Source organism: Acinetobacter sp. SA01, from assembly GCF_011319235.1.
Lineage (GTDB): Bacteria > Pseudomonadota > Gammaproteobacteria > Pseudomonadales > Moraxellaceae > Acinetobacter.
In genome coordinates this window covers 109,789-134,439 of the sequence record NZ_WXXM01000001.1, presented here as the reverse complement: position 1 = coordinate 134,439, position 24,651 = coordinate 109,789, and the positions used below count along the sequence as shown (strand labels likewise).

Genomic DNA, 24,651 nt, shown 5'->3' with positions numbered 1-24,651 from the left:
ACGTGCGTGATAACGCACGTTATTAATTTTATTTTTGTAGAGGCCTATTGTGTCAACCGATTTATTGATCAGACAAAAATGTGAAGAAATGATTAGCTACGGTTATGTTGCATTACGTCAATTTCCAAAATCTGAAAAGCATGTCCTTTCTGCTGAAATCAGGCATGTAATGTGGGAAATATTACGGCTCATTGTTGTCTGCAATAAACGCTACCACAAGAAAACTACCCTGCAGGAATTAGATGCAGAACTGGACCTACTTCGTGCCCAGGTGCGTATTTCAAAAGAATTAGGTTATATCGATTTTAAGAAATATGAACACTGGGCAAGATTAAATAACGAGATCGGCTGCATGATTGGTGGCTGGATCAAAGCATTTGCTGGCAACAGTAAATAGGGGTGTGCGTTACAACGACGTGCCCATCCGTGGCGGCAATTGGAACAACGCAGCCAATGCTGGCGTGTTCGCCTTGAACTTGAATAACGTCCGTACGAACACGAATACGAACATCGGGGCGCGTCCAGCTCTTAGAGCGTGTCAGAAACTTGGCTCTCAAGGGAGTCATGGCAGAACACTTTAAAAGGATGCGCACTCCTTAGATGAAAATCTAAAAAACTGAACTGACGGCATGATTAAGTAGCAATAGCGAAAAACCATGCCGTTTCCTTTTGAGGTACACATGGCCATCACTTACAACAATTTATTCAGTCAGATTTATGACTTTGAAAACCTGCATCGTGCCTACATGAAAGCCAGACGCGGAAAGCGCAATAGAAGTGAGGTGCTGAAGTTTGAGCTAAATATGGAAGAGAACCTAATCCAGCTGCAGAATGAATTGATCTGGAATATGTACAAAACAGGCCAGTACCGAACTTTTAAAGTCTATGAACCCAAGGAAAGAGATGTTGCTGCTCTGCCATTTCGTGATCGTGTTGTTCAGCACGCCATATTGCTGGTGATCGAACCGATCTGGGAAAAACGGTTTATTCACCATAGCTATGCCTGCAGGGCGGCAAAAGGTGTACATATTGGTGCAGATCAGGCTCAGAAAATGATGCGGTCTGTATTGCGAACTCACGGCAAGCTATATGTGTTTAAAGCAGATGTTTCCAAGTTTTTTTACAACATCAACCATGATGTTATGAAAAATCTGATCAGAAAGAAAATCTCATGCAAGCCCACTTTAAAGCTATTGGATGAAATTATTGATTCATCAGGAGGCGGTGTTGGGTTGCCAATTGGCAACCTGACATCACAACTGTTTGCAAATATTTATTTACATGAGCTGGATGACTACGCAAAGCATCGCCTAAATGAAAAATATTACATCCGCTATATGGATGATTTTTGCTTTTTTCACCATGACAAGGATCATCTCAGGCATTTGAGAATTGATATTGAGCGATTTCTCTTTGAAAAGCTGAAATTAAAAACCAATGCTAAAACCCAGATTTTTCCGGTCTCCGCAACAAATGGCCGGGCACTAGACTTCCTGGGCTATCAAATGTGGCCAACACATCGGCGTGTGCGTAAAAGCTCTATTTCACGGATTCACCGAAAAATCAGATTTATGAAAAAGCAGTATAGCAAGGGGAAAATCAGTGCTGATCGGATTAGAGCATCCATCACATCCTGGTTGGCCCATGCCTCACATGCACAAAGTTATGGCCTACGAAAGTCAATCCTGGCCAAAGCAGTTTTTTATAGAAAAATAGACCGCAATACAACGAGCTATGTCTTACTACCCAAAGCAGAGGATTCAAGCAGATGCTAAAACTTATCTCAAATAAAGATGGTGTCGAGATCCATCACCTGGAAATTAATGAAACTGGCTGCACGATTGAGCCGGATTTCCCTGGAGTCATTGAGATTGTTGTTCCTCTCAATGGAAACAAGCAGCAAATCCTGAATGCATTGTCCAGTTTCAATCAAGAATATGTCTGGGCAGTGACTTATCAAGATCCACCGGTTCCGGCATTAACTCGCCGGCAATTCCGGCTTGCCCTGGTGCTGAATGGCTATAACCTGGCAGATATTGAACTGCTTATTAATCAAATCGCAGATCAAACACAGCGCCAAATCATTCAGGTTGAATGGCAGGATGCAACCACGTTTGAACGGCATAGTAACAATTTGCTGGTTATGGCTGACTTGATGGGAATGGATAAGCCTACAGTAGATGCACTTTGGACTCAGGCTTTGGCACTTTAGTGCAGGAGGATTAAATGGCGCTGAACAGTGATTTTCAAAAACTGTATGTAGATGGTCTGATCACGCTATTTGAACTGGATGTTCGCTCCCTTGGGGCGGGCATTTTACGTTTTCATGGCCATATTTCCCATGCTGACTGGGAGCGAATTTATAGCTTCATTGGCTCAAGTGAACTGCTTGGGAATGAGTCGGAGTTGATTGGCGAGATCTATGGTGATGGCGAACAAAAAACCTGGTACAGAGATATCATCTGGCAAGGTGAGGTTTTTAGTCCAGTAGCACTTGAAGTCTCAGGCCTTGAAATGCGTAGCGATGGCAAAGCATCTGCACCAACACTCAGCATGGCAAATAATATCAATGGTATTCAGGGGGCTGTTTCTGCCTATTGTCTACAGCTCGGTGATTTTGCCGGCGCAAAGCTTAAAGTTATTACAACCCTGGCCAAGTATCTTGATGCTGAAAATTTTAGTGCCGGCAACTTGTCAGCATCAAATGAAGCCAAGGAACAGCTGTGGTATATCGAGCAAAAGACCTCGGAAAATGCTCAGCAAGTCACTTTTGAGCTATCTAACCCAATTGATTTTGAAGGGTTAAAAATACCAGTCCGGCAGATATCAAATTATTGTCATTGGTGTGCAATGGGCAACTATCGAGGTGAAGAGTGCCAGTACACCGGTACAGCCCTATTTACCGATAAGGATGAACCAACAGACAATCCTGCATTTGATCGATGTTCTGGGCGGCTATCTTCATGTCGCATTCGCAATAATGAAAGCCGTTTTGGAGGCTTTCCAGCGTCGAGTTTACTATGATGAAATTAACTGAAAAGCTGAAGGCAGGCATTCTTGCACATGCTGAAGAATGTTTTCCATCTGAATGTTGTGGGGTAATTATTGATGACTATTATGTGCCATGTCGCAATATTTCCTCAAATCAAGATCAATTCGAGATCCATCCTGAAGATCTGGCCAATGCAGAAGATCTTGGCCAGATTCAGGCTTATGTGCATTCACACCCAAATGCTACTGCGCGTGCCTCAGATCTGGATATGCTGCAGATCGAATTACATAAAAAAACCTGGGTGATTTGCGCATGGCCAGAGATTGAATTTCAGGTCTATGAACCTTGTGGCTACAAAGCCCCATTAATTGGTCGCAACTATATTCATGGCATTCAGGATTGCTATGCCATTGTTCGTGACTTTTATAAGCGTGAACTCGACATTCAGCTAATTGATTTTGAGCGTCAGGATCGCTGGTGGGAATCCAAAGAGAATAAATCACTATACATGGAAGGCTTTGGTCAGGCAGGGTTTGTTGAAGTAGATCAACCACAGTATGGCGATGTCTTGCTCTGCCGTGTCGGTCGTACCGAGCATGTTAATCATGCAGTAATTTGGCTTGGTGACAATGGCATGCTTAAGTCTGAGCAAACTGAACCATGCATCGGATCTGCTTTGATCTTACATCATCCTTATGGTCGAAAATCATGCCGTGAAATATTTGGTCAGCAGTGGCAGGAACGAGTTGCAAAGGTGGTTCGATATGCTCAAAACAATTAAGTTATATGGTGTCTTGGCCAAAAAGTACGGTAAAGAATTTAGGCTTGAAGTTGAAAATACCCGTGAAGCCATGCGCGCTTTATGCGTTCAGATTCCAGGTTTTGAACATTTCATGCTACATGCACATGAACAAGGTTTACGCTTTGCAGTGTTCCAGGACAAGCAAAATATTAGCGAATCTGAACTTGATATGCATACTGACGCCAAGGTGATCAAGATTGTGCCGCGAGTAGTTGGTGCTGGTGGTGATAATGGTGTACTGCAAACAATCCTGGGCGCTGTAATGGTAGTAGTTGGTATTGTTGCGATGGCGTATGGGCAGGCATGGGGTGCAAATCTTGTTGGTGCTGGTATTGGCATGATGGTTGGCGGTATAGCTCAAATGCTGATGCCAAAAATTGATAATACTCAAGATCAAAACCAGGATGGCAACAAGGCAAACAAAGGATTCGGTGGCGCTGTTACAACAGTAGCACAAGGCAATCCAGTCCCCGTACTTTACGGCCAGCGCGAAGTAGGTGGGTTTATCGCAAGTGCTGGACAATATCCTGAAGATCTAATTTAAAAAATTGAAATATACAGGCGCATATAGCGCCTTTTTTATTGTCTGAGAGAAAGTATGAATACAGCAATTAAAGGCGCAAAAGCGGGAAGTGGCGAAGCAAGAAAAGCAGTCATTGCACCAGATTCAGCACAATCTAAAACCAATATTAAAATTCTATATGGCCTATCTGAAGGTGAGGTAGAGGGCTTGGCCAATGGCTTACAGTCGGTTTATCTTGAAGAAACCCCACTACAAAACCCAGCAGGCGGGAATAACTTTGAAGTAGTTGCTGATTTCCGACATGGTGCGAATGATCAGGACTATATTGAAGGCTTTCCAGATATTTCATCCGAAAGTAGCATTAATGTTGAATTGAAATCAGATACACCGTGGGTTAGATCAATATCAAATATGGATATTGATGCAGTTCGTATTCGCCTTAAATGGGGTCCATTACGTGAACAGAATGCAGATAATGGCGATGTAAATGGGATCACCATTAAATATGCCATCGATCTACAGACTGACGGCAGTACATGGGTTGAAGTATTAAATACTCAAATTTCAGATAAAACATCAACAAACTATGAGCGTTCACATCGCATTGACTTACCTAAAGCCAATACTGGATGGACAATTCGTGTACGTCGATTAACGCCTAATTCAACCTCAGAATATATCAGCGACAAAATGTACATTGATGCGCTGACCGAGGTGATCGACTTAAAATTCAGCTATCCCAATACAGCATTGCTTGGGCTGCAATATGATGCAGAAGCATTTTCAAATGTAGCCAAAGTTGCAGTTGATTTAAAAGGCATCAAGCTGCAAGTTCCATCAAATTATGATCCAGTTTCCCGTACATATACTGGGATGTGGGATGGAACATTTAAACGCGCTTACACCAATAACCCGGCATGGATTTATTATGACCTTTGTACTGCAAAACGCTATGCGCTAGGCAATCGGCTAACATCTGCAATGCTGGATAAATGGTCTTTATATCGACTGGCTCAGTACTGCGATCAAATGGTAGATGATGGTAAAGGTGGGCAAGAGCCGCGTTTTACCTGCAATGTGTACCTACAGACGACTGAAGATGCTTATTCAATTTTGGGTAAATTGGCCGGAGTATTCCGGGCAATATCATACTGGGATGGCAACTCAATTGTTTGTGATGCTGATATTCCCCAGGATACTTATTTCACATATACCCGAGCTAATGTGATTGATGGAATCTTTGAATATTCAGGTACACGTGCGCGTGATCGACATACAGTTGCCAAAGTTGCTTGGGATAACCCGGTAAATCACTACAAAACTGAATATGTTTATGTGCGTGATGAACCAGCGATCGCAAAACTGGGTGTACGAATTGCAGAAATTGATGCATGGGGCTGTACATCTGAGGGTCAGGCGCAGCGTGCAGGTCTTTGGGCTTTAAAATCTGAGCAGCTTGAAACCAGGACCATTTCTTTTAAAGTCGGTCTTGATGGTTATATTCCACAACCCGGAAAAGTTATCGAAATTGCAGATGAGCTATTTTCTGGTCGTGCCAATGGTGGTCGTATTTCTGCAGTATCTGCAGATCGAAAGGTCATCACAATTGATCGGGATAATGTTGTCTGCCGTGCAGGTGATCGCCTGGTGGTAAATGGTGAAGACGGGAAAGCACAGGTACGAGTTGTATCGTCTAAAATTGGAAGATTAATTACTGTTACAGTTCCATTTGATTCTGTTGCTGCACAGAATGTCTGGGTCGTTGATGCACAGGATCTGAAGACTATGAAATTTCGCGTCATGAGTATTACTCAAGATGAGAAGCATCAGTTTTCAATTACAGCACTTCAGTATGAGTCTGCAAAATATGATGCAATCGACTACGGTGCTTTCATTGATGAGCGCCCGATTTCAATCATTAACCCGACTATTCAGGCACCGGTCGCATCTGTAGTGATTTCATCTGAAACTATGGTCCAGCAAGGCTTGTCGATTGAAACCATGATTATTGCCTGGCCACAGGCTCAAGGTGCCACAAAGTATCAGATAGAGTGGCGCAAGGATGATGGTAGCTGGATTAAATTACCGGTCACTGGCAATAACTCTGTTGAGGTTGCAGGGATTTATGCTGGTAATTACCAGGCGCGCGTGACAGCAATTAATGCTTTTGATGTTGCATCACTTCCAACTTATTCAATCCTGACTGCGCTTGAGGGAAAAATTGGGCAGCCGCCAGCACTTGCAAACCTAAGTGCTACAGGAATTTTGTTTGGTTATCAGCTGGACTGGAATTTTCCAGCAACCGGTGCTCTTGATACGGCTTATACTGAAATTGAAATTGCAAGTACAGCTAATGGTGCAAATGCCGCACCACTTGGGCTATTTGCATATCCAACTGATACGCATGTAATCCAGGGCATGCAGCCAAATCTGACCCGCTTTTTTCGTGGCCGTTTGATCGATCGAATTGGAAATATTGGACCTTGGTCAGCATGGACCGGTGCAACAACATCTGCGGATGCAGCTGCGGTGCTTGAAATTTTATCTGGGAAAATTACCGAGACACAGCTTCACCAGGATCTGCAAACAAAGATTGATAAGATTGAAACAATTGCAGGGCTTGATGGTGATATTGGTAATCTGATTCAAAATGTCTCAGAGGTTCAAACTGAAGTTGATCAATTAAACACAGCTTTATCACAAGAGACTCAGGCACGTATTCTAGGTATAAATGACCTTGATGACGGTTTGACGCAAGAGATCACTGATCGTCAGTCAGGTGATGCTGCCAACCTGAATGCTTTGAACAATTACAAAACCAGTAATGACACAGCACTTGCAAATGTTCAACAGCAAGTCAACTCAGCTGTAACAGCAACCACTGCTAATACCCAAGCCGTCCAGGCTTTGGATAGCCGTGTAACTATAGCGGAGGGAAATGCAACAACAGCAAAAACCAATGCCGCTACTGCATTAACCAAGGCCGAGACAGCAACGACTCAGGCAGGTTCAGCAGCATCACTTGCTCAACAGGCAAGTGCTATTGCAAACCAGGCCTCAGATACTGCAGATACTGCAAGCCAAACAGCAGCAACAGCATTGTCTACAGCAAATGCTGCCGCAACCCAGTCATCTGCCAATGCAACCCAGATCAATGCAATCACGGTTAGCCTGGGAACCAAGGCATCTGCCGGGGCACTTAGCCAGACAGATGCTAAAGTTGCTGAGATTGATGGGCGTGTGAGTGCGAATGCAAGCAAGGTTGATGGTGTTTATGCACAAGTCAACCCATCGATGATGGGCTCAACTAGCGATTTGATTGGCAGTGAAGCTGGTTATGCCGGAACCTGGTCATTGCTGACAGCCCAGATTGAGGCTGATGCAGCTTTAAGTCAGCGCATCGATGTCACAACAGCAAAGATCACTGGCAATGAGGCAGCAATTCAAACTGAATCTACAGCACGAGCTGATGCTGATGTGGCCTTAGCTACACAAATCAATACCGTGCAAAGTCAGGTTGAGAATAGCAAGGCACTAATTCGCTCTGAACAACAAGCACGAGCTGATGCAGATAGTGCACTGGCTTCACGGGTAGACACGGTTCAATCATCTACCACTGCAGCCCAGACCACAGCGGATGATGCGCTTAGCAAAGCCAATACTGCAACACAAAATGTTGCAACTGTGCAAACCACGGTGAATGCTCTGACTACAGCGCAAACAGCCACTGCCAACCAGGTTAATACATTGCAAACCACAGTTGGCAATAACACAGCATCAATACAGGAGGTGAGTGAAAGTGTAGACGGATTATATTCGCAGAAATTCATTAAGCTGGATGTGAATGGCAAGATTGCAGGCTGGGGTGGTGCCAATACAGGCAAAGAATCTAGTTTCATTTTGAACTTTGATTCGTTTGCGATCGGAAGTGGTGATAGCACTGCTTACTATCCGTTTATTTTTAGAACAGCACCTTATACCGATCCAAACACAGGAACAGTATTCCCAGTAGGTGCTTATCTGAAATCAGCATTTATTGATTACGCGTCGATTGATACAGCCAATATTAAAGTTCTGGCCGTAAAATCCGCGCAGATTGATGATTTAGCTGTGACTTCAGCAAAGATTAATAACGCTGCAATTACCACAGCTAAAATTAATGATGCGGCAATTACTACAGCCAAAATTGCAGATGCTCAGATTACAGGTGCGAAGATCGGAAATCTTCAGGTTGATACTCTAAAGATTAAGGATGATGCTGTTTCAGTTGGTGTAGGAGGTCAAGGAATAAGCTCTATAACTACAGTAAGTAATGGAGGCAAAATACGACTTGATATAGGTATACAGACAGTAGCTAACAAAGCTACATATAACTCTACCGTATTCTATCTTAGAGTTCTACGCAATGGCACTGTGATTAAGTTATTTACGTTTTACGGTATTTTTGACGGTAAAATAAGCGCCGAAAACGTAGACGCTTATAGGCATAATCTAGCATGTGCTCTTCCTCCTATACTTGATTCTGTAACATCTGGTACTACTGTTACGTATACCATAATGATTTCACTGGACGGAGTTAATTACGCATCTCCTAGTAACATAAATACATTTATCAGGGACTCTGAGCTATCGATGGCTATAACGGAGCTTAAAAAATAATGAAGCGAGTAATTCTCAACAATGACTCAAGCATTAATTCTATGCTTGAGGGGTTGCAAGAGCTAATTGAACTTAATACTCCGTCAACTGCTGATTTTGTTGATGATATAGAGTATTCAGAAAAGACTGACTACTGGAATGGATCAGAATTTATCAGTATCGGAAATCCGCCAACGCCTAACCACACATTCGATTACGCCATAAAAGAGTGGGTCGATCTTCGCACACTTGATGAAATCAAGGCTCAGAAATGGGCCGAGATTAAATCAGAGCGTGACCGAATAGAATTTGGCGGGTTTGAGTTTGATGGCGATATTTATGACTCAGATCAGGTTTCACAAGGCAGAATACTAGGTGCTTCTATTGCTGGAGTAGACAAGGTTTGGACTTTGGCTGATAACTCCACCAGATTACTCACAGCAAGCCGATTACAGCGACTCTGTGCAGCAATGCAAACACATACTGCATCAGTACATCAACGAGGGAGAATTGCACGAGAAGCGATAATGTCAGCAACTACGAAAGAAGATGTTGAAGCTGTAACGCTATAAACCACTAATGAGATTTTCAAAGCACCCAACCGGGTGCTTTTTTTATGAGGGTATTTCATGAAAATCCTGCAAATCCTGATCGCTTTCGATCAGTTAATTAATACCTTTTTAGGGGGAATGGCAGATGAAACCATTTCATCCCGTGCTCACCGGAACCGGTATAAAAGTTGGCGATGGAGATTCATGCGCCGATTAATTGATGGATTATTTTTTTGGCAAAAAGACCACTGCCATCAGTCTTATCTTGCTGAACTTGATCGTAAACAATTGCCGCCAAACTTTTAAAAGAAAATTCAAATGCCAAAAAATATAGGGGGACACATGGCAGAACCAGCAACAAGCACATCTGCCGGCTATGGCTTGGCAACAAATCTCACCGGCGGCAGCATCGCAGTTCTGGGGGGGTTCACAACAACTGAATGGATGGCAATTATTGGCGGCCTTTGTGCCGTACTTGGTCTATTAATTCAGGGCTGGTCAACATACCGAAAAGACAAGCGAGAGCAACAACTGCATGAGCGCAAAATGCGTATTGAAAAGGACTGTTGTGATGCAAAACAAGATTAAAATTCCAGTCGCACTATTAGCAGCTTCGGCTGCTTTTTTTACGTCTTTAGAAATTCGAGAGGGGTACTCAGAAAAACCCTATAAAGATGGTGGCGGGGTAGTCACCCAAGGTATCGGATCAACCGTAAAACCAAACGGTCAGCCAATCAAAATGACTGATGCACCCATTACCCGAAAAACTGCACTTGAATGGGCAAAAGCACATGTATCGAAAGATGAGATTGCTTTTCGTAAATCGCTGCATGGTGTGAAGTTATCCCAGGTGGAATATGACACTTATCTGGACTTCACATACAACTTTGGCCAAGCCAACTGGAATGGATCATCCATGCTTCGAAACTTGAAGCAAGGCAAATATGTCCAGGCATGCCAGTCTCTTTTGAAGTGGAAATATGTAGCCAAGCGCGATTGCTCAGTCCGATCTAACAACTGCTATGGGGTTTGGACTCGGCAAATTGATCGTTATCAAAAATGTATAGGTGCACAGCAATGAATGAGTTTAAAAAAGTAAGTAATGTTTTACTTGAATCAAATGGTATCTATTTCATTGAGTGTCCAGGATGCAAAACCTTACATCCTATCCATGTTGGGGAACAGCATCGTATCCGATGGGGCTTTAATGGGAATTTAGATGCTCCAACATTCACACCATCATTGATGGTAAATCAAGGTCATCCAAGTCAATGCCACTCATTTATCACTGATGGGAAGATTAAATTTTTATCTGATTGTAATCACAGTTTAGCTGGCCAAACCGTTGATTTATTGCCAGTGGAGGAATTCTAATGCCAATATTTTTAGTCTTATTGAAATTCAAATACTGGGTCGCAATAGCGATCCTTTCTTTTTTGTGGCTGGGCCAAATTGCATACACGAACCGCTTAAGCTCAAAACTGAAAGTTGCAGATGCTGAGTGTGTTGAGCGTATCAATAAAGTAAATGATGCTTATCAAGGTGCAATTAATGCTTGGAGAACAAAAGTTTCAACCGTCGAAACAGAGCTTGAAGCTGAGCGCCAAAACATCAAAATTCAATTTAGGGACATAAAACATGAAACTCAAAAAGTTATTACTCAGCGTGTTTATACTGATTGCAAGCTTACAGATGATGGCATGTCAATCGCAGAAGCCGCCCGTATTGCCGCCAATTCCCGCAAGCCTATTGGTGCCATGTGATGAATACAAGGCCCTGGAAAACAATACAATGGGTGAATTGCTGACTCGGTATATTGAAAGCCTAGAAACCGGTGCTGAATGCGCTGCTAAAGTTGATGCATTTATTAAGATTCATAAGCCCTCCAGGTGAGTTTTTCACCTTATGCGACAGGAATGCGACAGATTAATAATTTCTTATTGATATTAAATGAATTAGTCTGTCCTTGACATCGTAGAGGTCAGCAGTTCGAGTCTGCTTATACCTACCAAGACATTAAAATCATATGATTAAATATGCACTCATATGATACGCAAAGCCCTGAATTTAAACAATTTAGGGCTTTTTTATTGCCTCTTATATACCCATATAAACCCGTACAGCAGAGGCACTCTTGTATCACCTCATGTATCCCTCTTAAAATCTCGAACTTGTGATACAAGCTGTTTGGTAAAGTTGTGAAAAGAGAAGATCTTAAAGGAAAACGCCGTCCATATCAGGATACTATCCTTGCTAACCTAGAGCCTGAAGCAGATAAGGATTATCGGGTATTGGTTGAAGCCAATCTATATTTTTTGGTACGCAAGTCAGGGTCGAAATCATGGCAATTACGTTATAAAAATAGTGAACAGAAATGGACATTCCACGGCTTAGGTTCATATCCAATGACAAGTGGGGCAAAGGCAAGGGCTATTGCTAAACAAAAGATCAATCAATTATCAAACGGCGTAGAGTTGGAAACGAAGAAAGTAAAAGCTCGTAAAGCGGAAGATATAAAGAGTCGCTACTTTTCAACTTTGATGTCTGAATGGCTTAACACCAAACAACATACTTGGGGGGAAGCGACTTATAGTAAAGCAGTTAAGTCGATTGAAAGACATATTATTCCAATGTTTGGAAAGCGGAGTTTTGATGAAATTTCGCCAAAGGAATGGTTCGATTTTTTCCAAGGGTTGCAACGTAATTTAAATATCCATACCCAAGTAGAGAAATTAACCTCATATTGCCGGAACGCTTATGATTGGGCAAAGTTTCACGGCAGAGTGCCATATAACCCCATTGAAGGTATGACTAAGCATCTCGACAAACACCGAGGTGGAAATATGAAGTATGTCGAATATGAAGAACTGCCGACTTTGTTAAAGGCGATACGTGGGTATCCGAAACGTAGTTTAGCTATTGGTTTGGAATTGTTTGTATTGCTATTCCCCCGTCCTGTTGAGCTGCGGTTTGCCACTTGGGGTCAATTCGACTTAGAGAAAGGTGTGTGGGTTAAGCCTGCTGAGATTATGAAAATGGGTATTAGCCACGGCGTTCCTTTGCCACACCAAGCTATAACACTGTTACGAGAATTAGCTACGTATAGAACAGGGGATTTATTGTTCCCAAGCAGAGATAGTTTGTTAAAGCCAATTTCGGATAATACATTCAATATGGCACTTAATCGCCTTGGCTATAAAGATCGACAAAATCCACATGGTTTTCGTCATATTGCTAGTACGCAATTGAATAACAAGTTCAGCGATAAACCACAGGTGGTTGAAGCTTGTTTAGCTCATATGAAGAAGGGGGTGAAAGGCGTTTATGACAAGGGAGCACATTTTGAGGAGCGTATAATGATGATGCAGTGGTGGGCTGATGAACTTGATCAATTCTAATTACAAATAAGTAAAGGAGGCGATATCGCCTCCTTTACTCTTAGCAGAAAATAGATAGCTATTCAGCATGAACTCTATGGCATTTAAACTTGGTTGAAAGTTTTAATTCCAACTGACGTATAAATTTGGATGGTTCTATACTTTCCTCATTTAGTTCTAGAATGAAATTTGCAGCATTTTCTTGTAATCTAGGATTTGTACTTAAGTAACATAAGATTGATAAATCAGAATTTATAAACTTATGTATATCTGTCCGTATACGATTTTTAGTTGCTATAAAATCGTCTAAGTCCCTGAGCTGACTCATGATCCTGCTAACTTTTTCTTTTAAGTCCCTACTTTTAATTTGATTCCCAGCTTTTAATTGAATCTCTAGTCTTTTAGCATCTTTTAACGCTTCAGATAATTTACCAAGTTTTTTAAGATCTTCTTCTTTACTGGGATGGTCACCGAAAAGAGATAAAGACTCGATATTTCCAATAGGGTAGGTAGCTTGATAGATTAAATTATCTTTTTCACCAAACTTGTATGCTTTCACATTAATTGTCGGCTTATCAACTTTGTATCGTTCATTAAGCAAGTTTGCATTTGCACCTAAGCCATTTTTAATTTGAAATAAGTACTGATGATTTTTCTCGATTGTAGTATGAAGCTCATCAAGTTGTTTTTTAATGTGCTCGTATTTTTCGACATATTTATAAACTGTACTTAATCTTTCTCGAATTGCTAACTCTTTATCGAATGTCTCGAGTTTGAGCTTGATTTGCGAATTTGCTGCAAAATAGTTATGGGCACAGTCTTTGCCGATTATGCTTAAATTCCCATTTTGTAATTCGACCACATATCCTTTATTGTGTGGACGACTACATTTATTGTTAATTCGAATAAGACAACATTTAAGTTCAGTTTCTACTATGTGGTATTCACATACCACATTAGCAAAGGTATCGGTTGTTATTGGATAATCAGGTACAAATTTTTCGACCTTCAAAAGTTCTTCATATTTATAAATTGTTGGTTTAGTTGTCATAGATCCCCTAATTATTAGTTTAAAAAATGTATTTGGGGATTGTTTTTTATACTTCAAGGGTGAAGGCAATTTTTTAAATAATTTTCTGCTAATGATTTTATCCACGATCAGAAGATCATATAGCATCTTAATTTTTGTTCCACATGGTGTACTTAATTGGAACGTTCCAATTGATAGCGCAAACCTTGATCTTTCAGTGTTCCGCAAGGTTGATTTTGAAACTCGGAACGAGCATTATTGGTACATCTAGAACATGCGGAACAGTTATGTTCCGAGCGGGGAAATAACATGGCATATGTAGCGTATATTCGAGTAAGCACTATCGAGCAAAACACTGACCGTCAATTGGATGGTGTTTTAGTCGACAAGCAGTTTGAAGATAAGGCAAGCGGTAAGGACACCCAACGCCCACAACTTCAAGCAATGCTCGAATACGTGAGAGAAGGCGATACGGTACATGTTCATTCAATTGACCGCTTGGGACGTTCATTAACCGACCTGAAAGATCTAGTGAAAAAATTGAATGCAAAGGGTGTGACTGTAAAATTCCATAAAGAGAATTTGGAGTTTTCAGCAGGCAAAGCAAATCCAATGCAAGACTTAATGTTCAATATGTTGGCGTCATTCGCTGAATTTGAACGTGCCATTATCAAGGAAAGACAAATGGAAGGCATTGCAAAAGCCAAAGAGAAAGGCGTTTACAACAAAGATAAACGCAAGAAAGTTGATTATGCAAAACTGAAAAAAGCAATTGACAGCGGTATGTCATATCGGGCAGTTGCAAAGCAGTTCGGTGTTGGAGTTGGTACGGTAGATCGTGCTGTTAAAGCCCATCAGGAAGAAATTTTAATAATGACGGCTTGATAGCGGTCATAACACAGTAAGGATGCAGACAATGCAAATGTTCACGATGAACGAAGCAGCTCAATTTTTGGCAAAGGAATTGCCGCACAAAACAAAGCAACAATGGTGGGGTTACTTACATTGGAATTCGAAAAAGTGGCGTCAGCAAGACGGTGTACGTGTTCACAGTCACTTAATTGAAGGTGAGTTGATGTACACACTAGGCGGATTGAAAGCGTTTTCAAACTTATTCAAGCCTACAGGTCACTACCAAAACCAAGCCAAAAAGGTGGCGTGATGATTGAAGTAATATTGCCCGACAATTCTATAGCCAATACCGTAGACGTAATGCAACAGCTGATTGAATCGGCTGTACAGAACGCAATTGAGAACCCAGATGGCTTAAACCTTAGAAGTAAAGCAGGCATACAAGCCACGGCGGAACTGATCGTCGATTACCTTGAAATTTCAACAGGTGAAAAATTTGACGTTCAAGCGGTCATCACCGAATTGAAACGGCAACTACGCTAAACGATTTAGCGAGCAACAAATACAAAAAAAAGGAAGTGCTGAAACACTTCCTTTTCCTCATTACACAGTCGGCAAAACATGTGCAAGTGACCAATGAACTGAGCGTCATTATAGCATTTTTACCGACTCAAAGCAGTTAGGTACAACATGAGAATTGCACAATATTTAAGCCCAATTAAGCAACGTGAGCTTGATGAACTCACAGCAGATTTAGACAGCTTCATGCTTGATTCTTTCAAGGAGAAGCCTCAGCTCTCAGTCACTTGGGATGATATCCAACTTACCGATGAGGATGACAGCCGACCAACGAAACAAAAGGCGAAGCGAACCAAAAAGCCAAAGCCGACACCGGCAAAAATTGTCCCTCCTAAATTTCTCTCAGTGAAAAGTGAAACTAGAACAACAGACCCATATGGTGAAACCGCACGTTTAAATGAAGCTCTTGACGCCTATCAGGAAAGGCTTGCCGACAACGTGAAAGATGCCGAGCTTTACCATCCAATCAATATAGAGCCTTTTTCATCCGCGAAGATCGAAGCTGTTATTGACTGGTTAGACTTGCGGTTTACGGTAGATCCAACAATGTGCAAGTTTTACAGAAAACCTGACGCACGAAGCCACATTAAAAAATTTATCACAGAGCAGACAGGCACACGCCACTACATTGCATTTGATGAGAGTCACATCAATCAATACGATGCATCATTCACGATTCGACTGCATGATATTCGTAACAAGCGCGACCTAAAAAAGATCACTGATTTATTGATTAAACAATATGGCTCAAAGTATGAATCCATGACCATTGATGCAATCGAATTATCGCTTGATTTTTATTGCGATAATGGTTCGGCAATGGTCATTAAATTACATAAAGCCATGCAGTATCCAGTAGATGCTAAGCTGTTACGAACCTATAAAACAAAGTGGACACAGCAAGATATACCAACTGCACCACATACCCTACATGACCTTATTGAGACTGGCTTTAACATCGGCATGGGTGATCATCGGAGTGATGCGTTTTGTGTGAGAGCGTATTTCAAACGAACTGACAAGGGTGGGCAACCTTTGCCTATTGATGAGCACAGAGCACGTATTGAAGTAACTTTGCAGAAATCAGCTTTTCTCAACGATGAGATTGATCTTCACTTGGACAAATTGTCAGCAGTCATTACTTATGGATTCAAGAAAATGCAATTTACTAAATTAAGTAAACGAGCAACGGGAATGGAAAAAGACACGTATTACACCCAAGTCAAACCATTTGGAAAAGAACAGGCTGACATGGTGAGTATCAGTAGGCACAAGCGAAGTTTACCCGATTCAATCGAAAGTCATGCGTGGCTGAATAAGGCAAAACGAACCGCCGTGAAAGCTCTTGTAAAAAGGTTTTAATTCGCAAATTTGAGAACACTTTTTTTTACACCAATTCCGCTCCAAGCCAAACAGCATAACGTTTAGAGCGGAATTGTGAAATAAGACTGCCTGATAACAGTAATAACCTATCTACCTTAAGATATAGACAAAGAAACGAGAGGAACGAGCAAAGCGAGTGACGAACGCTAAAGACAAACAACCGTCCACCGATCGAATTGCCTACGCTCCGCTCCGTCAATTCTCACCCAGACCAACAGACCCGCAACCAAGATCATTCAGCACCTTTCGATTTTGCACCGCTACCGCTATGCAAAACCTCAAGCATGTTTGTGATTGAATAATGAGCGAAGTCTTAGCTGTACAAAAAGTAGGCTTATGCCTAGCATTCAAAAAAATTCTGGTTTTTTCAGAGTTCTTATACTTCTTAACTTTTACTTGCCTGTACCTTAACACGATAGCCCGATTTAATTATCGGGCATGTGGGATTCTTCACTTAACAAGCTAAACGCGTTCACAACGCAAATTAGGAGCATTCAGAGGGCTAAATTGAAGTATGCTTTGCCATAATCTCAGCTAGGGCGATTCGTACTTCAGAAGTTTCTTCAAGCGTTTCAATCTCATGTACTAAAGTTGCTTGAATTTCTTGAAGTTCCAGCGACAAATCCTGCTTTTTCTTGCTTCCAAAGTGATAAATAGCAAAGCAGATTAAGGCAACCACTAAGCAGGGAAAGAAAAAAATTCCAATAACCAAGAATAAAAACATCCACTGCAAAGCTCTCTTGAGGCCTGGGTTGATAACGTTCTCTAATTCTCGCTCTAATTCGATACCGCGATAGGCTTTTTCAACGGCTTGTTCTTTAGTTAATGACATTCTTACCCCTCCTCTGAAGAAACAGCGGATTTGATCGAATTACAAGGAGGTATTGCCCAGCAACATACGGCGAATGCGACCATTTACAGTATTCAAAGTGCTACGGGTGAACAAATACTGATTAATACGCCTTGTGATAATTACTTGATATATATTGATAATTATGAGAGGTTGGAACGTAATTAGTGCGGTTTGATGGCACATATTGAGTGAAAGAAGGACTCAGTAAATTATGATGATCCTTTAATGCTAAAAAAAGCAACCAAGAGGTTGCTTTTTTTTAACTAGCTTTCTTCTGATTATGCCACTGAAGAAGGTCATTATAGTCGAAATACACGGGCGCTTGCTTAGATACCCCATCCTTGATCGCTTTAGGAAATGTTTTATCTTTACTAATTAAACAACGTAAACCATTACGGCTGATGCTCAAAACTTTACATGTGTCATTCATTGAAAGACGTAGCGGTTGAATATTGTAGTTCATTGTGTTGGCATCCCTTAATCTTTATGGGCATAAGTGAATCTCAGTTACACTATAGTTAGCCGGGATGTACTTTTAAGTTTAAAGTTGATTTAAGTGCTTGTTGTTTAATCATATGAACCAATTGTTTGTAATTTAAACAAACAGATTTGTGTATCACATATGTATCACATTTGGATTATTTAAATTTAATTTTATTTTTAACAATGTGTTAGGGTGTATTTAAGTATTGCTTATACCTACCAAAATTCTAAGCCATGTGCTATAAGGGTTTTAAGCGAAATCAGTAGCTTAAAACCCTTTTTTGTTGTCTTGAATAAAGTCTACCTTTAACAGCACTATCTTTAAAATCGCTATTTTTTGCTGATAATGCAGTTAAATTTACGTCAAGATTTTTGGAATTTGCGTCATGAAAATACCTAAGCCAAGAACGTGTGGTTTACGCCATAGCCGTGGTGGCTTAAACTTGCTTTGGTGTTGCTTAGCAGAACATGCCTTAGAGTAAAAACCTCGCACGGGTGTGACAATTCAAACAAACTTTAGAATGAAAGCAAGTAAAGCAGACCATGCATGTTAGGTTGGTGTGATTGTGAGTCGCTATGAACCACAGCATAGAACTTCTGTGGTAATCAATTCAAAATCAGATCAGCTGTGAAATAAACGTGATATTTATCAAAAAATTACGAAATAAACTGATTGATTAAATAGCAAATACCGGGTAATTTTTTATCAGGTTAGACGAAGTTATATATCGCCTAGCTGGGAAAAACGACTGACACTCGGAAAGACGAGAAGTACCATAACCGCTCACAGTAATGTGAGCGTTTTTAATGCCCTGAGAAATGTTTTTTGTGTAAGCAATATCAGGGCACCCAGATTAGATTTTAATAATTATTATTGTCTAACAAGAATCAAAAATAACTTAAAGTAACCGAACAGAAACTATTTATGCATATTTTTTATACTTTGTAATTTGCTTTAGAGTGATAATTTTTAACTACATCAAGAGAACACAGCGTTAATAAAAATAATAAAATGGTTATCAAAGACTTCACCTGCTTAATCACATCCCCAGATTAAGCGGGTTTTTTAATATTTAATATATTATTAATCAAGTCTTTCTAAAATTTTGATTAAATTAGTAATATTTTAATTTTTGGTATATTCCGCCACTGAATGTTACTTGAATAGTGTACAAAATAGCCAATAGAAACTGCTGTAGTTTCTGAATGGTCTTTCAAGATCCTTAGTTTATAAGCCCACATCGTCTTTCCATGTGTGGGCTTTTTTTTGCACGGAGAAAAGTAATGCTTCATTGTTTCTTAAGGCGTTTATTTGGTCTTCATGATGCGACTGAAATTGAATACACGATTGATGGTAAAGAAATTAAGGTATGCCGTTATTGCTTGAAAGAAGTGAAGTAATCACTGATCAAAAAAAATGCGATTAATTAAATTAATAATCATATTTTTTTATTTTCACAATGCTGAAATAATTTAATCTTATATTCACTGAAAACAAATAATAACTCCAAAAATTCTAAGGTATTGGCGCAATTAAGCCTGTTTAATTTTGGAGAGTTAAACAGGCTTTTTTATTGAAGATTTTTATCTTTTGTCGAAAGTATTACGACATATAAGCCTTGTCATTAATATGTCGGGGATTTTCTTTTTCTAGAATATGTATAAAAACTAAGGCATAAAAATACTCTGGTTTTTATTTATAAAATTTCATCTTTTATAAATTTTGGTAGTTTTTGCTATTCATATATTTTAAATACATATTTAGAATGCGCCAACAAATTGAAACGCTGTAGTTTCTCTGGTTTTGGTCCTATGCATCCCTCGCATAGGACTTTTTTTTGGAAAAAATTATGCTCCAATTCTTAATGTGTTTATTTGGCCTGCATGGTGCTACTGAAGTTGACTACACGGTTGATGACAAAGAAATCAAGGTGTGTCGGGATTGTTTGAAAGAGATTGGTTAAGGCGGTTTTCATTTTTTTTTCATGCTTTTGATAATCAATTTTTAGAACTTAATAAGAATGAAAAATGCATTGTAAGCACATTGGCTGAGAAAGTAATTAGATCAAAATATCAAAGGTGAAAATCTTGATGTATTGGGATTGGTAGTTCCCTCAAGTTTAGAATAAATTGGATTGTAGTGTCTTGGGCTTTCCTTTGCTAAATGTGCGAAAGTTGTAAATGATCATCTATTTAGCAAAGCCTTTGAAAAATTTTGTCAAGAATTGAGAGGATTGACATCTGAGCTGCAAAAATGATTGGACGAGCACACTATTTATTAATATTGGACGAAATAGATAAGGCAACATATTTTAATGTTTCAGACTATATTAAATTTTTCCATACTTGATAAATCGTCTTTATTTTTCTCCCTTCATAGGAAGAAATTAAAGGTGCTGATGAAAGAAGTTCATTAACGTTATTGATTATCACGACTGCGCTTTTTGTATAGCACTACGCTTAAGCTTCTCTAACTCTATAATATTTTGGTCAATCTGACGTTCCATTGCCGGTAAAATCTGCCTTAAAAACTGGCAATATGAAATAGCTTCATTCGCAGCAACCGTGCCTGTTCTGACGAGCTGTTTTTGCTGTTCCAACATTTGGCTCACCTGACGTAAATCGGGCTGCTGTCCATGACTCAAAGCGTCGCTAATGGCTGCAAAATTTTTATATAGCCGGTCGCGTTGTTGAAGTAATTCTGCCTGATTTGGCACCGATACGGTATCTGTTTGAACGGGTGTGGTAGATATAACTTTTTTTTCAACAGTAGGTGTGGCTACAGCTGGAGTGGATTTTTCTTGTGGTTTTGCTGTATGTGGTGGTGAGGGGAGTGGCTTAAACATATAAACCACGACGATAAGGGACAAGGTCACAATAGAGCCAATGATAAGACCAAGTTGTATGCTACGATCCATGTCAGAAATCCTGCTCTTGCATTTAAATGAAAACAGACCCGATCTTTAGATCAGGTCTGTACAATTTATAAAAAATAAACATTAATGTGTTGACCAGCCCGCAGGTGCATAACCGATACGAACCCGTTGTGGGTGATTTCCGACAGGAACACTCAGTACTTTTTCACCCGTTGCGAAATCAATCACGGTAACCACATCAGTCGCACTTTCAGAAATTACACAGCTTTTTCCATCTGGACTTTGTGTTGCCCAATAAGGCTTGCCTGCAGCAATTAGCTTTCCTGCTTTTAGGGTTGAGCGGTCGACAATTGTTGCGTAGTCATCCATGGTCCCGGCGACACATAGTTTTTCACCATCAGCACTAATTGATAATCCATGATGACGCGAGTCATTTACATATTTGGTCCGGTCAGACGGAATAGTCGAGCTACCTGGGAGTTGACCAATTCGAGTAACTTTATTCTGATTTAGGTCATATTCAATCAAGCCATTAAAAAATGAAACCTGTGCGTAAATCTTACTTTCATCATTACTCAGGACAATCGGACGTACCGCATTGGACAAATCTTTACGGCCAACTGCATCGAGTGCTGGACGGAAATCAATGGTTTTGAGGACTTTAAAGGTATTGGCATCGGCAATGGTAAGGAGTCGTTTCCCTTTGGTGAAATCTTGCCATGCGGCATCCATGGATGTTTCCACATTACCAATGGCTGAGTTTAGAATTTTTGTGCCACCGTTAAAGAAAATATTTTCATGTGGTTTGTCGCCAGTTGCAAAGCGTCCCAATTCTTTCCCCGTGTTGATATCCAGCACCTGAACCACATTGCCTGAAGATGCCGATACCGCTAAGCGCTGACCATCAGGAGAAACTGCCATATGATCGGCACGGAAGCCTTCTATAGGAGTACGCCAGTTGATTTTACCCGTCGCAATATTAATCGACACGACATCAGCAAAACTTGGACGCGATGCCACCACAGATTTGCCATCTGGTGTGGAATACATGTCATCCACCAGCTGATCATGACCTTCTCCAGCGGTGGACTGAATGTAAGTATAGGCAATCAGTTTAATTGGATTGAGGTGGATTTCCGTCAAACGCTCTTTGCGATCAGGAACCATGTTGATCACACCTATTTTACCAAAATCACCCGATGGACGAATGACGGTTACCGTTCCATCCCAGTTATTGCCCACAAAAAATACCTGTTGGCTATTCGCCGGGGCAGGCATTACAGATGTCGTGGCATGGCTATTCAGGGATGTGAATGCGATTGATGCAAATAACGCATTTACACTCCATTTGAGGAAAAGATTTTTGTTTTTCATATCATTATTCTCCGATTCAGATCCATGAAATCGATTTTTTATTTGAATTTTCATTGTTGCTGAATACTCCTGTATTCGCTGAAGCATAGAATAAAGAATTCAACTATCAAATCTTGGATAATCCGATAAAAACACGCGCTAAAAATGACCTGAAAGTGTCTTTTATTTTATAAACATTTGAATAATCAATTTATTATGAGTACAGAGCAGATTGTTTTTCCGACGGATTGCCGAACCCTATTTTAGCTTTTAGCCACATCTCTGATGGAGGTACGGAAAAATTGCAAAACACTACATGATCTTTTATACAGAAGTCGTACTATAAAAATGATTTTGTTGAGTTTCCAATATTATGTCTCAGATAGATATGCTTGTTGCCTTAGCTGACATTGAAGTGAATCGGGCTGAACTGCTGTCTATTCAGCAGAATGATTTGGTCCCTTTGCTACAGGATCAATATCGTCTGAATCATTATGCCGATTCAGTCATTCAGGCTCAGTCTGTGCTATTAAACGGGGTTGATCCACATCTGACCCAGCAATTAAGCAGCACCATAGAACAGCTGATTCAGGCATTGGCCGATTCAAAAAAATATCTGACCCGCCGCAAGTTTAATGCCTTGCAAAAGTGGTTGGGAATTGATCTGGAATATGGTTCCGGGCAGGTCGAGTATTACAAAAATCTGGATCAATTGCTTCATCGGGCCAATCAATTAAGTCAAAAATTGCAGATTGAAATACAAAAGTCCCAGGCACGTTTTCAGCAGTTACTCGGGCATCGTGAGCAAATGGCAAAATACATTCGGGCAGCGCAAGAGTTCTTACTGGAATATCCAAATTTTGTCAGGAACCTACATCCTCTGGATAATTTTGCTGAAAGGTTATCGAAAAAAATCAATTTATTACAGACTTTGCAAGCCAGTAATGATATTGCAATTACACAGATGCAGTTATCACAGCAGCTTTCTTTTACTTTGCTGGACCGTTTTAAGGAAGCGCAGCAAGTACTGATTCCTGCCTGGCAATATCATGTTAAACAAAGCAATCAGAACAGTTCGGGCATTGAACTGGACAAGCTGGAGCATAGCAGAGAGAAGTTAATTCATACTTTAAAAAAATCACTCGAGAAACCTATACATTAATCAGACCCTAATTTTCAGGTGAAGCATGACCGATTTAGAACACAAAGATTTACCCACTGAAGCCACTCAGGATCTTGTTCAGCAACAGTTTCAGCAATTGAATTTACAGGAAATTGGTTTGCAGGATTCAGACTTTAATGAAGTGAAGAATGCACATAAAGAACTGGCTGAAATGAGCCATAATGCAGTGGCGGAATATGGGAAAAATATTGCTACGAAAACCTCGGGTTATACCGATGAACTGCTGAATCTTGTACAAAATAAGGAGCTGGACACCACAGGTCAAAAATTAAATCAGGTGGTGCAGATTGCCCAGCAGTTGAATAGCAGCAGTATTTTGAACAAGAAACAAAGTACGGGTTTTTTGGGTGGCCTGATCAGTAAAATGAAAGGGGCCAAGCAAAATTTTGATCAGCATTTTCATAGCACCAAAGAACAGATTGATGTACTGGTCAAAGAAATTGAAACGTCCCAGTCGGGCTTGAAAACCCGTGTGGACACTTTGGATAAAATGTTTCAGGGCGTGCAGGAGGAATACCGACAGCTGGGCATCTATATTGCGGCGGGAAAATTAAAAGAGCAGGAAATTCAGCAGCATATTGCACATTTAACGGCCAAAACCCAAGATCAGCCTACGGTACAAAAGGTCTATGACCTGAATCATCTGGCCAATAATCTGGAAAAACGGGTCAGTGATTTACAGGTTTTACAGCAGTCTGCCATGCAAACCTTGCCGATGATCCGGATTATCCAGTCTAATAATTTGATGCTGGTGGATAAGTTTTATGCCATTAAAAACATTACCTTACCGGCCTGGAAAAACCAGATCAGCTTGGCTATTTCCCTGCATGAACAGAAAAACAGTGTCCAGCTGGCGAATAGTATAGATGATGCCACCAATGATCTGTTACGCCGTAATGCCGACTTGCTGCATCAAAATTCGGTGGCTACGGCCAAAGCCAACCAGCGTTCAGTGATTGATATCGAAACGCTTGAACATGTGCAGAATACCCTCATTAAAACAGTGAATGACGTGATTCAGGTACAAAAAGAGGGGATGCAGAAACGTGCTGAAGCGACAACGCGTTTACGTGCCTTGCAGGAAAATCTGAATCATCTGGTGATAGAATCGAGTAACAGTGGAATGAATAAATAGTAACTCTTTGTTTAAGTTTAATGTCAGCACTTTAGGAGAAA

The 24,651-nt window shown here is 40.6% G+C and carries 25 protein-coding genes; 20 read left to right on the top strand and 5 right to left on the bottom strand.

Annotated elements, in window-relative coordinates; genetic code table 11:
- Window positions 1-49: 49 nt before the first annotated feature.
- The 14 genes from avd to GTU69_RS00610 all read left to right on the top strand — a co-directional run bounded on the left by avd (window position 50) and on the right by GTU69_RS00610 (window position 12,904).
- A complete protein-coding gene (gene avd / locus GTU69_RS00675; protein WP_166166834.1) occupies window positions 50-397 on the top strand; it encodes a diversity-generating retroelement protein Avd in 348 nt (115 codons plus the stop codon).
- A 283-nt stretch (window positions 398-680) separates the two neighbouring features.
- The gene (locus GTU69_RS00670; RefSeq protein ID WP_166166831.1) at window positions 681-1,775 is read left to right on the top strand and encodes a reverse transcriptase/maturase family protein; all 1,095 of its coding nucleotides are present in this window, start codon (window positions 681-683) and stop codon (window positions 1,773-1,775) included.
- Entirely contained in the window at window positions 1,769-2,212 is a 444-nt protein-coding gene (locus GTU69_RS00665) for a hypothetical protein (RefSeq protein WP_166166828.1), read from the top strand. The genes GTU69_RS00670 and GTU69_RS00665 overlap by 7 nt, the downstream gene beginning before the upstream one ends.
- Window positions 2,213-2,226: 14 nt before the next feature.
- Window positions 2,227-3,024 carry a phage minor tail protein L gene (locus GTU69_RS00660; protein ID WP_166166825.1) on the top strand — a complete coding sequence of 266 codons (798 nt, stop codon included), beginning with the start codon at window positions 2,227-2,229 and terminating at the stop codon, window positions 3,022-3,024.
- Window positions 3,024-3,773: an NlpC/P60 family protein gene (locus GTU69_RS00655; protein WP_166167812.1), complete on the top strand. Its 750-nt coding sequence runs from the start codon at window positions 3,024-3,026 to the stop codon at window positions 3,771-3,773. The genes GTU69_RS00660 and GTU69_RS00655 overlap by 1 nt, the downstream gene beginning before the upstream one ends.
- A complete protein-coding gene (locus tag GTU69_RS00650) occupies window positions 3,757-4,338 on the top strand; it encodes a tail assembly protein (protein WP_166166822.1) in 582 nt (193 codons plus the stop codon). The genes GTU69_RS00655 and GTU69_RS00650 overlap by 17 nt, the downstream gene beginning before the upstream one ends.
- Before the next feature lie 54 nt (window positions 4,339-4,392).
- A complete protein-coding gene (locus GTU69_RS00645) occupies window positions 4,393-8,976 on the top strand; it encodes a phage tail protein (RefSeq protein ID WP_166166819.1) in 4,584 nt (1,527 codons plus the stop codon).
- Window positions 8,976-9,527 (top strand): DUF4376 domain-containing protein, encoded by a 552-nt coding sequence (locus GTU69_RS00640; RefSeq protein WP_240921564.1) that lies wholly within the window; start codon window positions 8,976-8,978, stop codon window positions 9,525-9,527. The genes GTU69_RS00645 and GTU69_RS00640 overlap by 1 nt, the downstream gene beginning before the upstream one ends.
- Window positions 9,528-9,584: 57 nt before the next feature.
- On the top strand, window positions 9,585-9,812 hold the full coding sequence (locus GTU69_RS00635) for a hypothetical protein (protein ID WP_166166816.1): 228 nt from the start codon (window positions 9,585-9,587) through the stop codon (window positions 9,810-9,812).
- 36 nt (window positions 9,813-9,848) lie between these two features.
- Window positions 9,849-10,094: a holin gene (locus tag GTU69_RS00630; protein WP_166166813.1), complete on the top strand. Its 246-nt coding sequence runs from the start codon at window positions 9,849-9,851 to the stop codon at window positions 10,092-10,094.
- Window positions 10,078-10,587, top strand: a complete 510-nt coding sequence (locus GTU69_RS00625) for a lysozyme (RefSeq protein ID WP_166166811.1) — start codon at window positions 10,078-10,080, stop codon at window positions 10,585-10,587. Before GTU69_RS00630 ends, GTU69_RS00625 begins: the two co-directional genes overlap by 17 nt.
- A complete protein-coding gene (locus GTU69_RS00620) occupies window positions 10,584-10,880 on the top strand; it encodes a DUF6527 family protein (RefSeq protein ID WP_166166809.1) in 297 nt (98 codons plus the stop codon). Before GTU69_RS00625 ends, GTU69_RS00620 begins: the two co-directional genes overlap by 4 nt.
- Window positions 10,880-11,269, top strand: coding sequence for a hypothetical protein (locus GTU69_RS00615; protein WP_166166806.1), 390 nt, complete (start codon window positions 10,880-10,882; stop codon window positions 11,267-11,269). The genes GTU69_RS00620 and GTU69_RS00615 overlap by 1 nt, the downstream gene beginning before the upstream one ends.
- A gap of 435 nt (window positions 11,270-11,704) precedes the next feature.
- Entirely contained in the window at window positions 11,705-12,904 is a 1,200-nt protein-coding gene (locus tag GTU69_RS00610; protein ID WP_166166803.1) for a tyrosine-type recombinase/integrase, read from the top strand.
- A gap of 58 nt (window positions 12,905-12,962) precedes the next feature.
- On the opposite strand, the gene GTU69_RS00605 is transcribed toward GTU69_RS00610, so the two are convergent.
- Window positions 12,963-13,934 (bottom strand): hypothetical protein, encoded by a 972-nt coding sequence (locus tag GTU69_RS00605; protein ID WP_166166800.1) that lies wholly within the window; start codon window positions 13,932-13,934, stop codon window positions 12,963-12,965.
- Window positions 13,935-14,222: 288 nt separating this feature from the next.
- Here GTU69_RS00605 and GTU69_RS00600 point away from each other — a divergent pair, with 288 nt between their 5' ends.
- The 4 genes from GTU69_RS00600 to GTU69_RS00585 all read left to right on the top strand — a co-directional run bounded on the left by GTU69_RS00600 (window position 14,223) and on the right by GTU69_RS00585 (window position 16,706).
- Window positions 14,223-14,798: a recombinase family protein gene (locus GTU69_RS00600; RefSeq protein ID WP_166166797.1), complete on the top strand. Its 576-nt coding sequence runs from the start codon at window positions 14,223-14,225 to the stop codon at window positions 14,796-14,798.
- A 31-nt stretch (window positions 14,799-14,829) separates the two neighbouring features.
- Window positions 14,830-15,075, top strand: a complete 246-nt coding sequence (locus tag GTU69_RS00595; protein WP_166166794.1) for a hypothetical protein — start codon at window positions 14,830-14,832, stop codon at window positions 15,073-15,075.
- Window positions 15,075-15,308, top strand: coding sequence for a hypothetical protein (locus GTU69_RS00590; RefSeq protein ID WP_166166791.1), 234 nt, complete (start codon window positions 15,075-15,077; stop codon window positions 15,306-15,308). Before GTU69_RS00595 ends, GTU69_RS00590 begins: the two co-directional genes overlap by 1 nt.
- Window positions 15,309-15,455: 147 nt before the next feature.
- On the top strand, window positions 15,456-16,706 hold the full coding sequence (locus GTU69_RS00585) for a hypothetical protein (RefSeq protein ID WP_166166789.1): 1,251 nt from the start codon (window positions 15,456-15,458) through the stop codon (window positions 16,704-16,706).
- Window positions 16,707-17,229: 523 nt separating this feature from the next.
- On the opposite strand, the gene GTU69_RS00580 is transcribed toward GTU69_RS00585, so the two are convergent.
- From GTU69_RS00580 to GTU69_RS00570, 4 genes are all read right to left on the bottom strand, one after another.
- Window positions 17,230-17,559 (bottom strand): hypothetical protein, encoded by a 330-nt coding sequence (locus tag GTU69_RS00580; RefSeq protein ID WP_166166787.1) that lies wholly within the window; start codon window positions 17,557-17,559, stop codon window positions 17,230-17,232.
- Between the two features lie 280 nt (window positions 17,560-17,839).
- The gene (locus GTU69_RS17065; RefSeq protein WP_240921563.1) at window positions 17,840-18,043 is read right to left on the bottom strand and encodes a transcriptional regulator; all 204 of its coding nucleotides are present in this window, start codon (window positions 18,041-18,043) and stop codon (window positions 17,840-17,842) included.
- 2,449 nt (window positions 18,044-20,492) lie between these two features.
- A complete protein-coding gene (locus GTU69_RS00575; RefSeq protein WP_166166785.1) occupies window positions 20,493-20,981 on the bottom strand; it encodes a hypothetical protein in 489 nt (162 codons plus the stop codon).
- An 81-nt stretch (window positions 20,982-21,062) separates the two neighbouring features.
- Entirely contained in the window at window positions 21,063-22,313 is a 1,251-nt protein-coding gene (locus GTU69_RS00570) for a YncE family protein (protein ID WP_166166784.1), read from the bottom strand.
- 352 nt (window positions 22,314-22,665) lie between these two features.
- On the opposite strand from GTU69_RS00570, the gene GTU69_RS00565 reads away from it, so the two are divergent.
- Both GTU69_RS00565 and GTU69_RS00560 read left to right on the top strand, forming a co-directional pair.
- The gene (locus GTU69_RS00565; RefSeq protein WP_166166782.1) at window positions 22,666-23,454 is read left to right on the top strand and encodes a tellurium resistance protein; all 789 of its coding nucleotides are present in this window, start codon (window positions 22,666-22,668) and stop codon (window positions 23,452-23,454) included.
- 25 nt (window positions 23,455-23,479) lie between these two features.
- Entirely contained in the window at window positions 23,480-24,610 is a 1,131-nt protein-coding gene (locus GTU69_RS00560; protein ID WP_166166780.1) for a toxic anion resistance protein, read from the top strand.
- The last annotated feature ends 41 nt before the right edge of the window (window positions 24,611-24,651 follow it).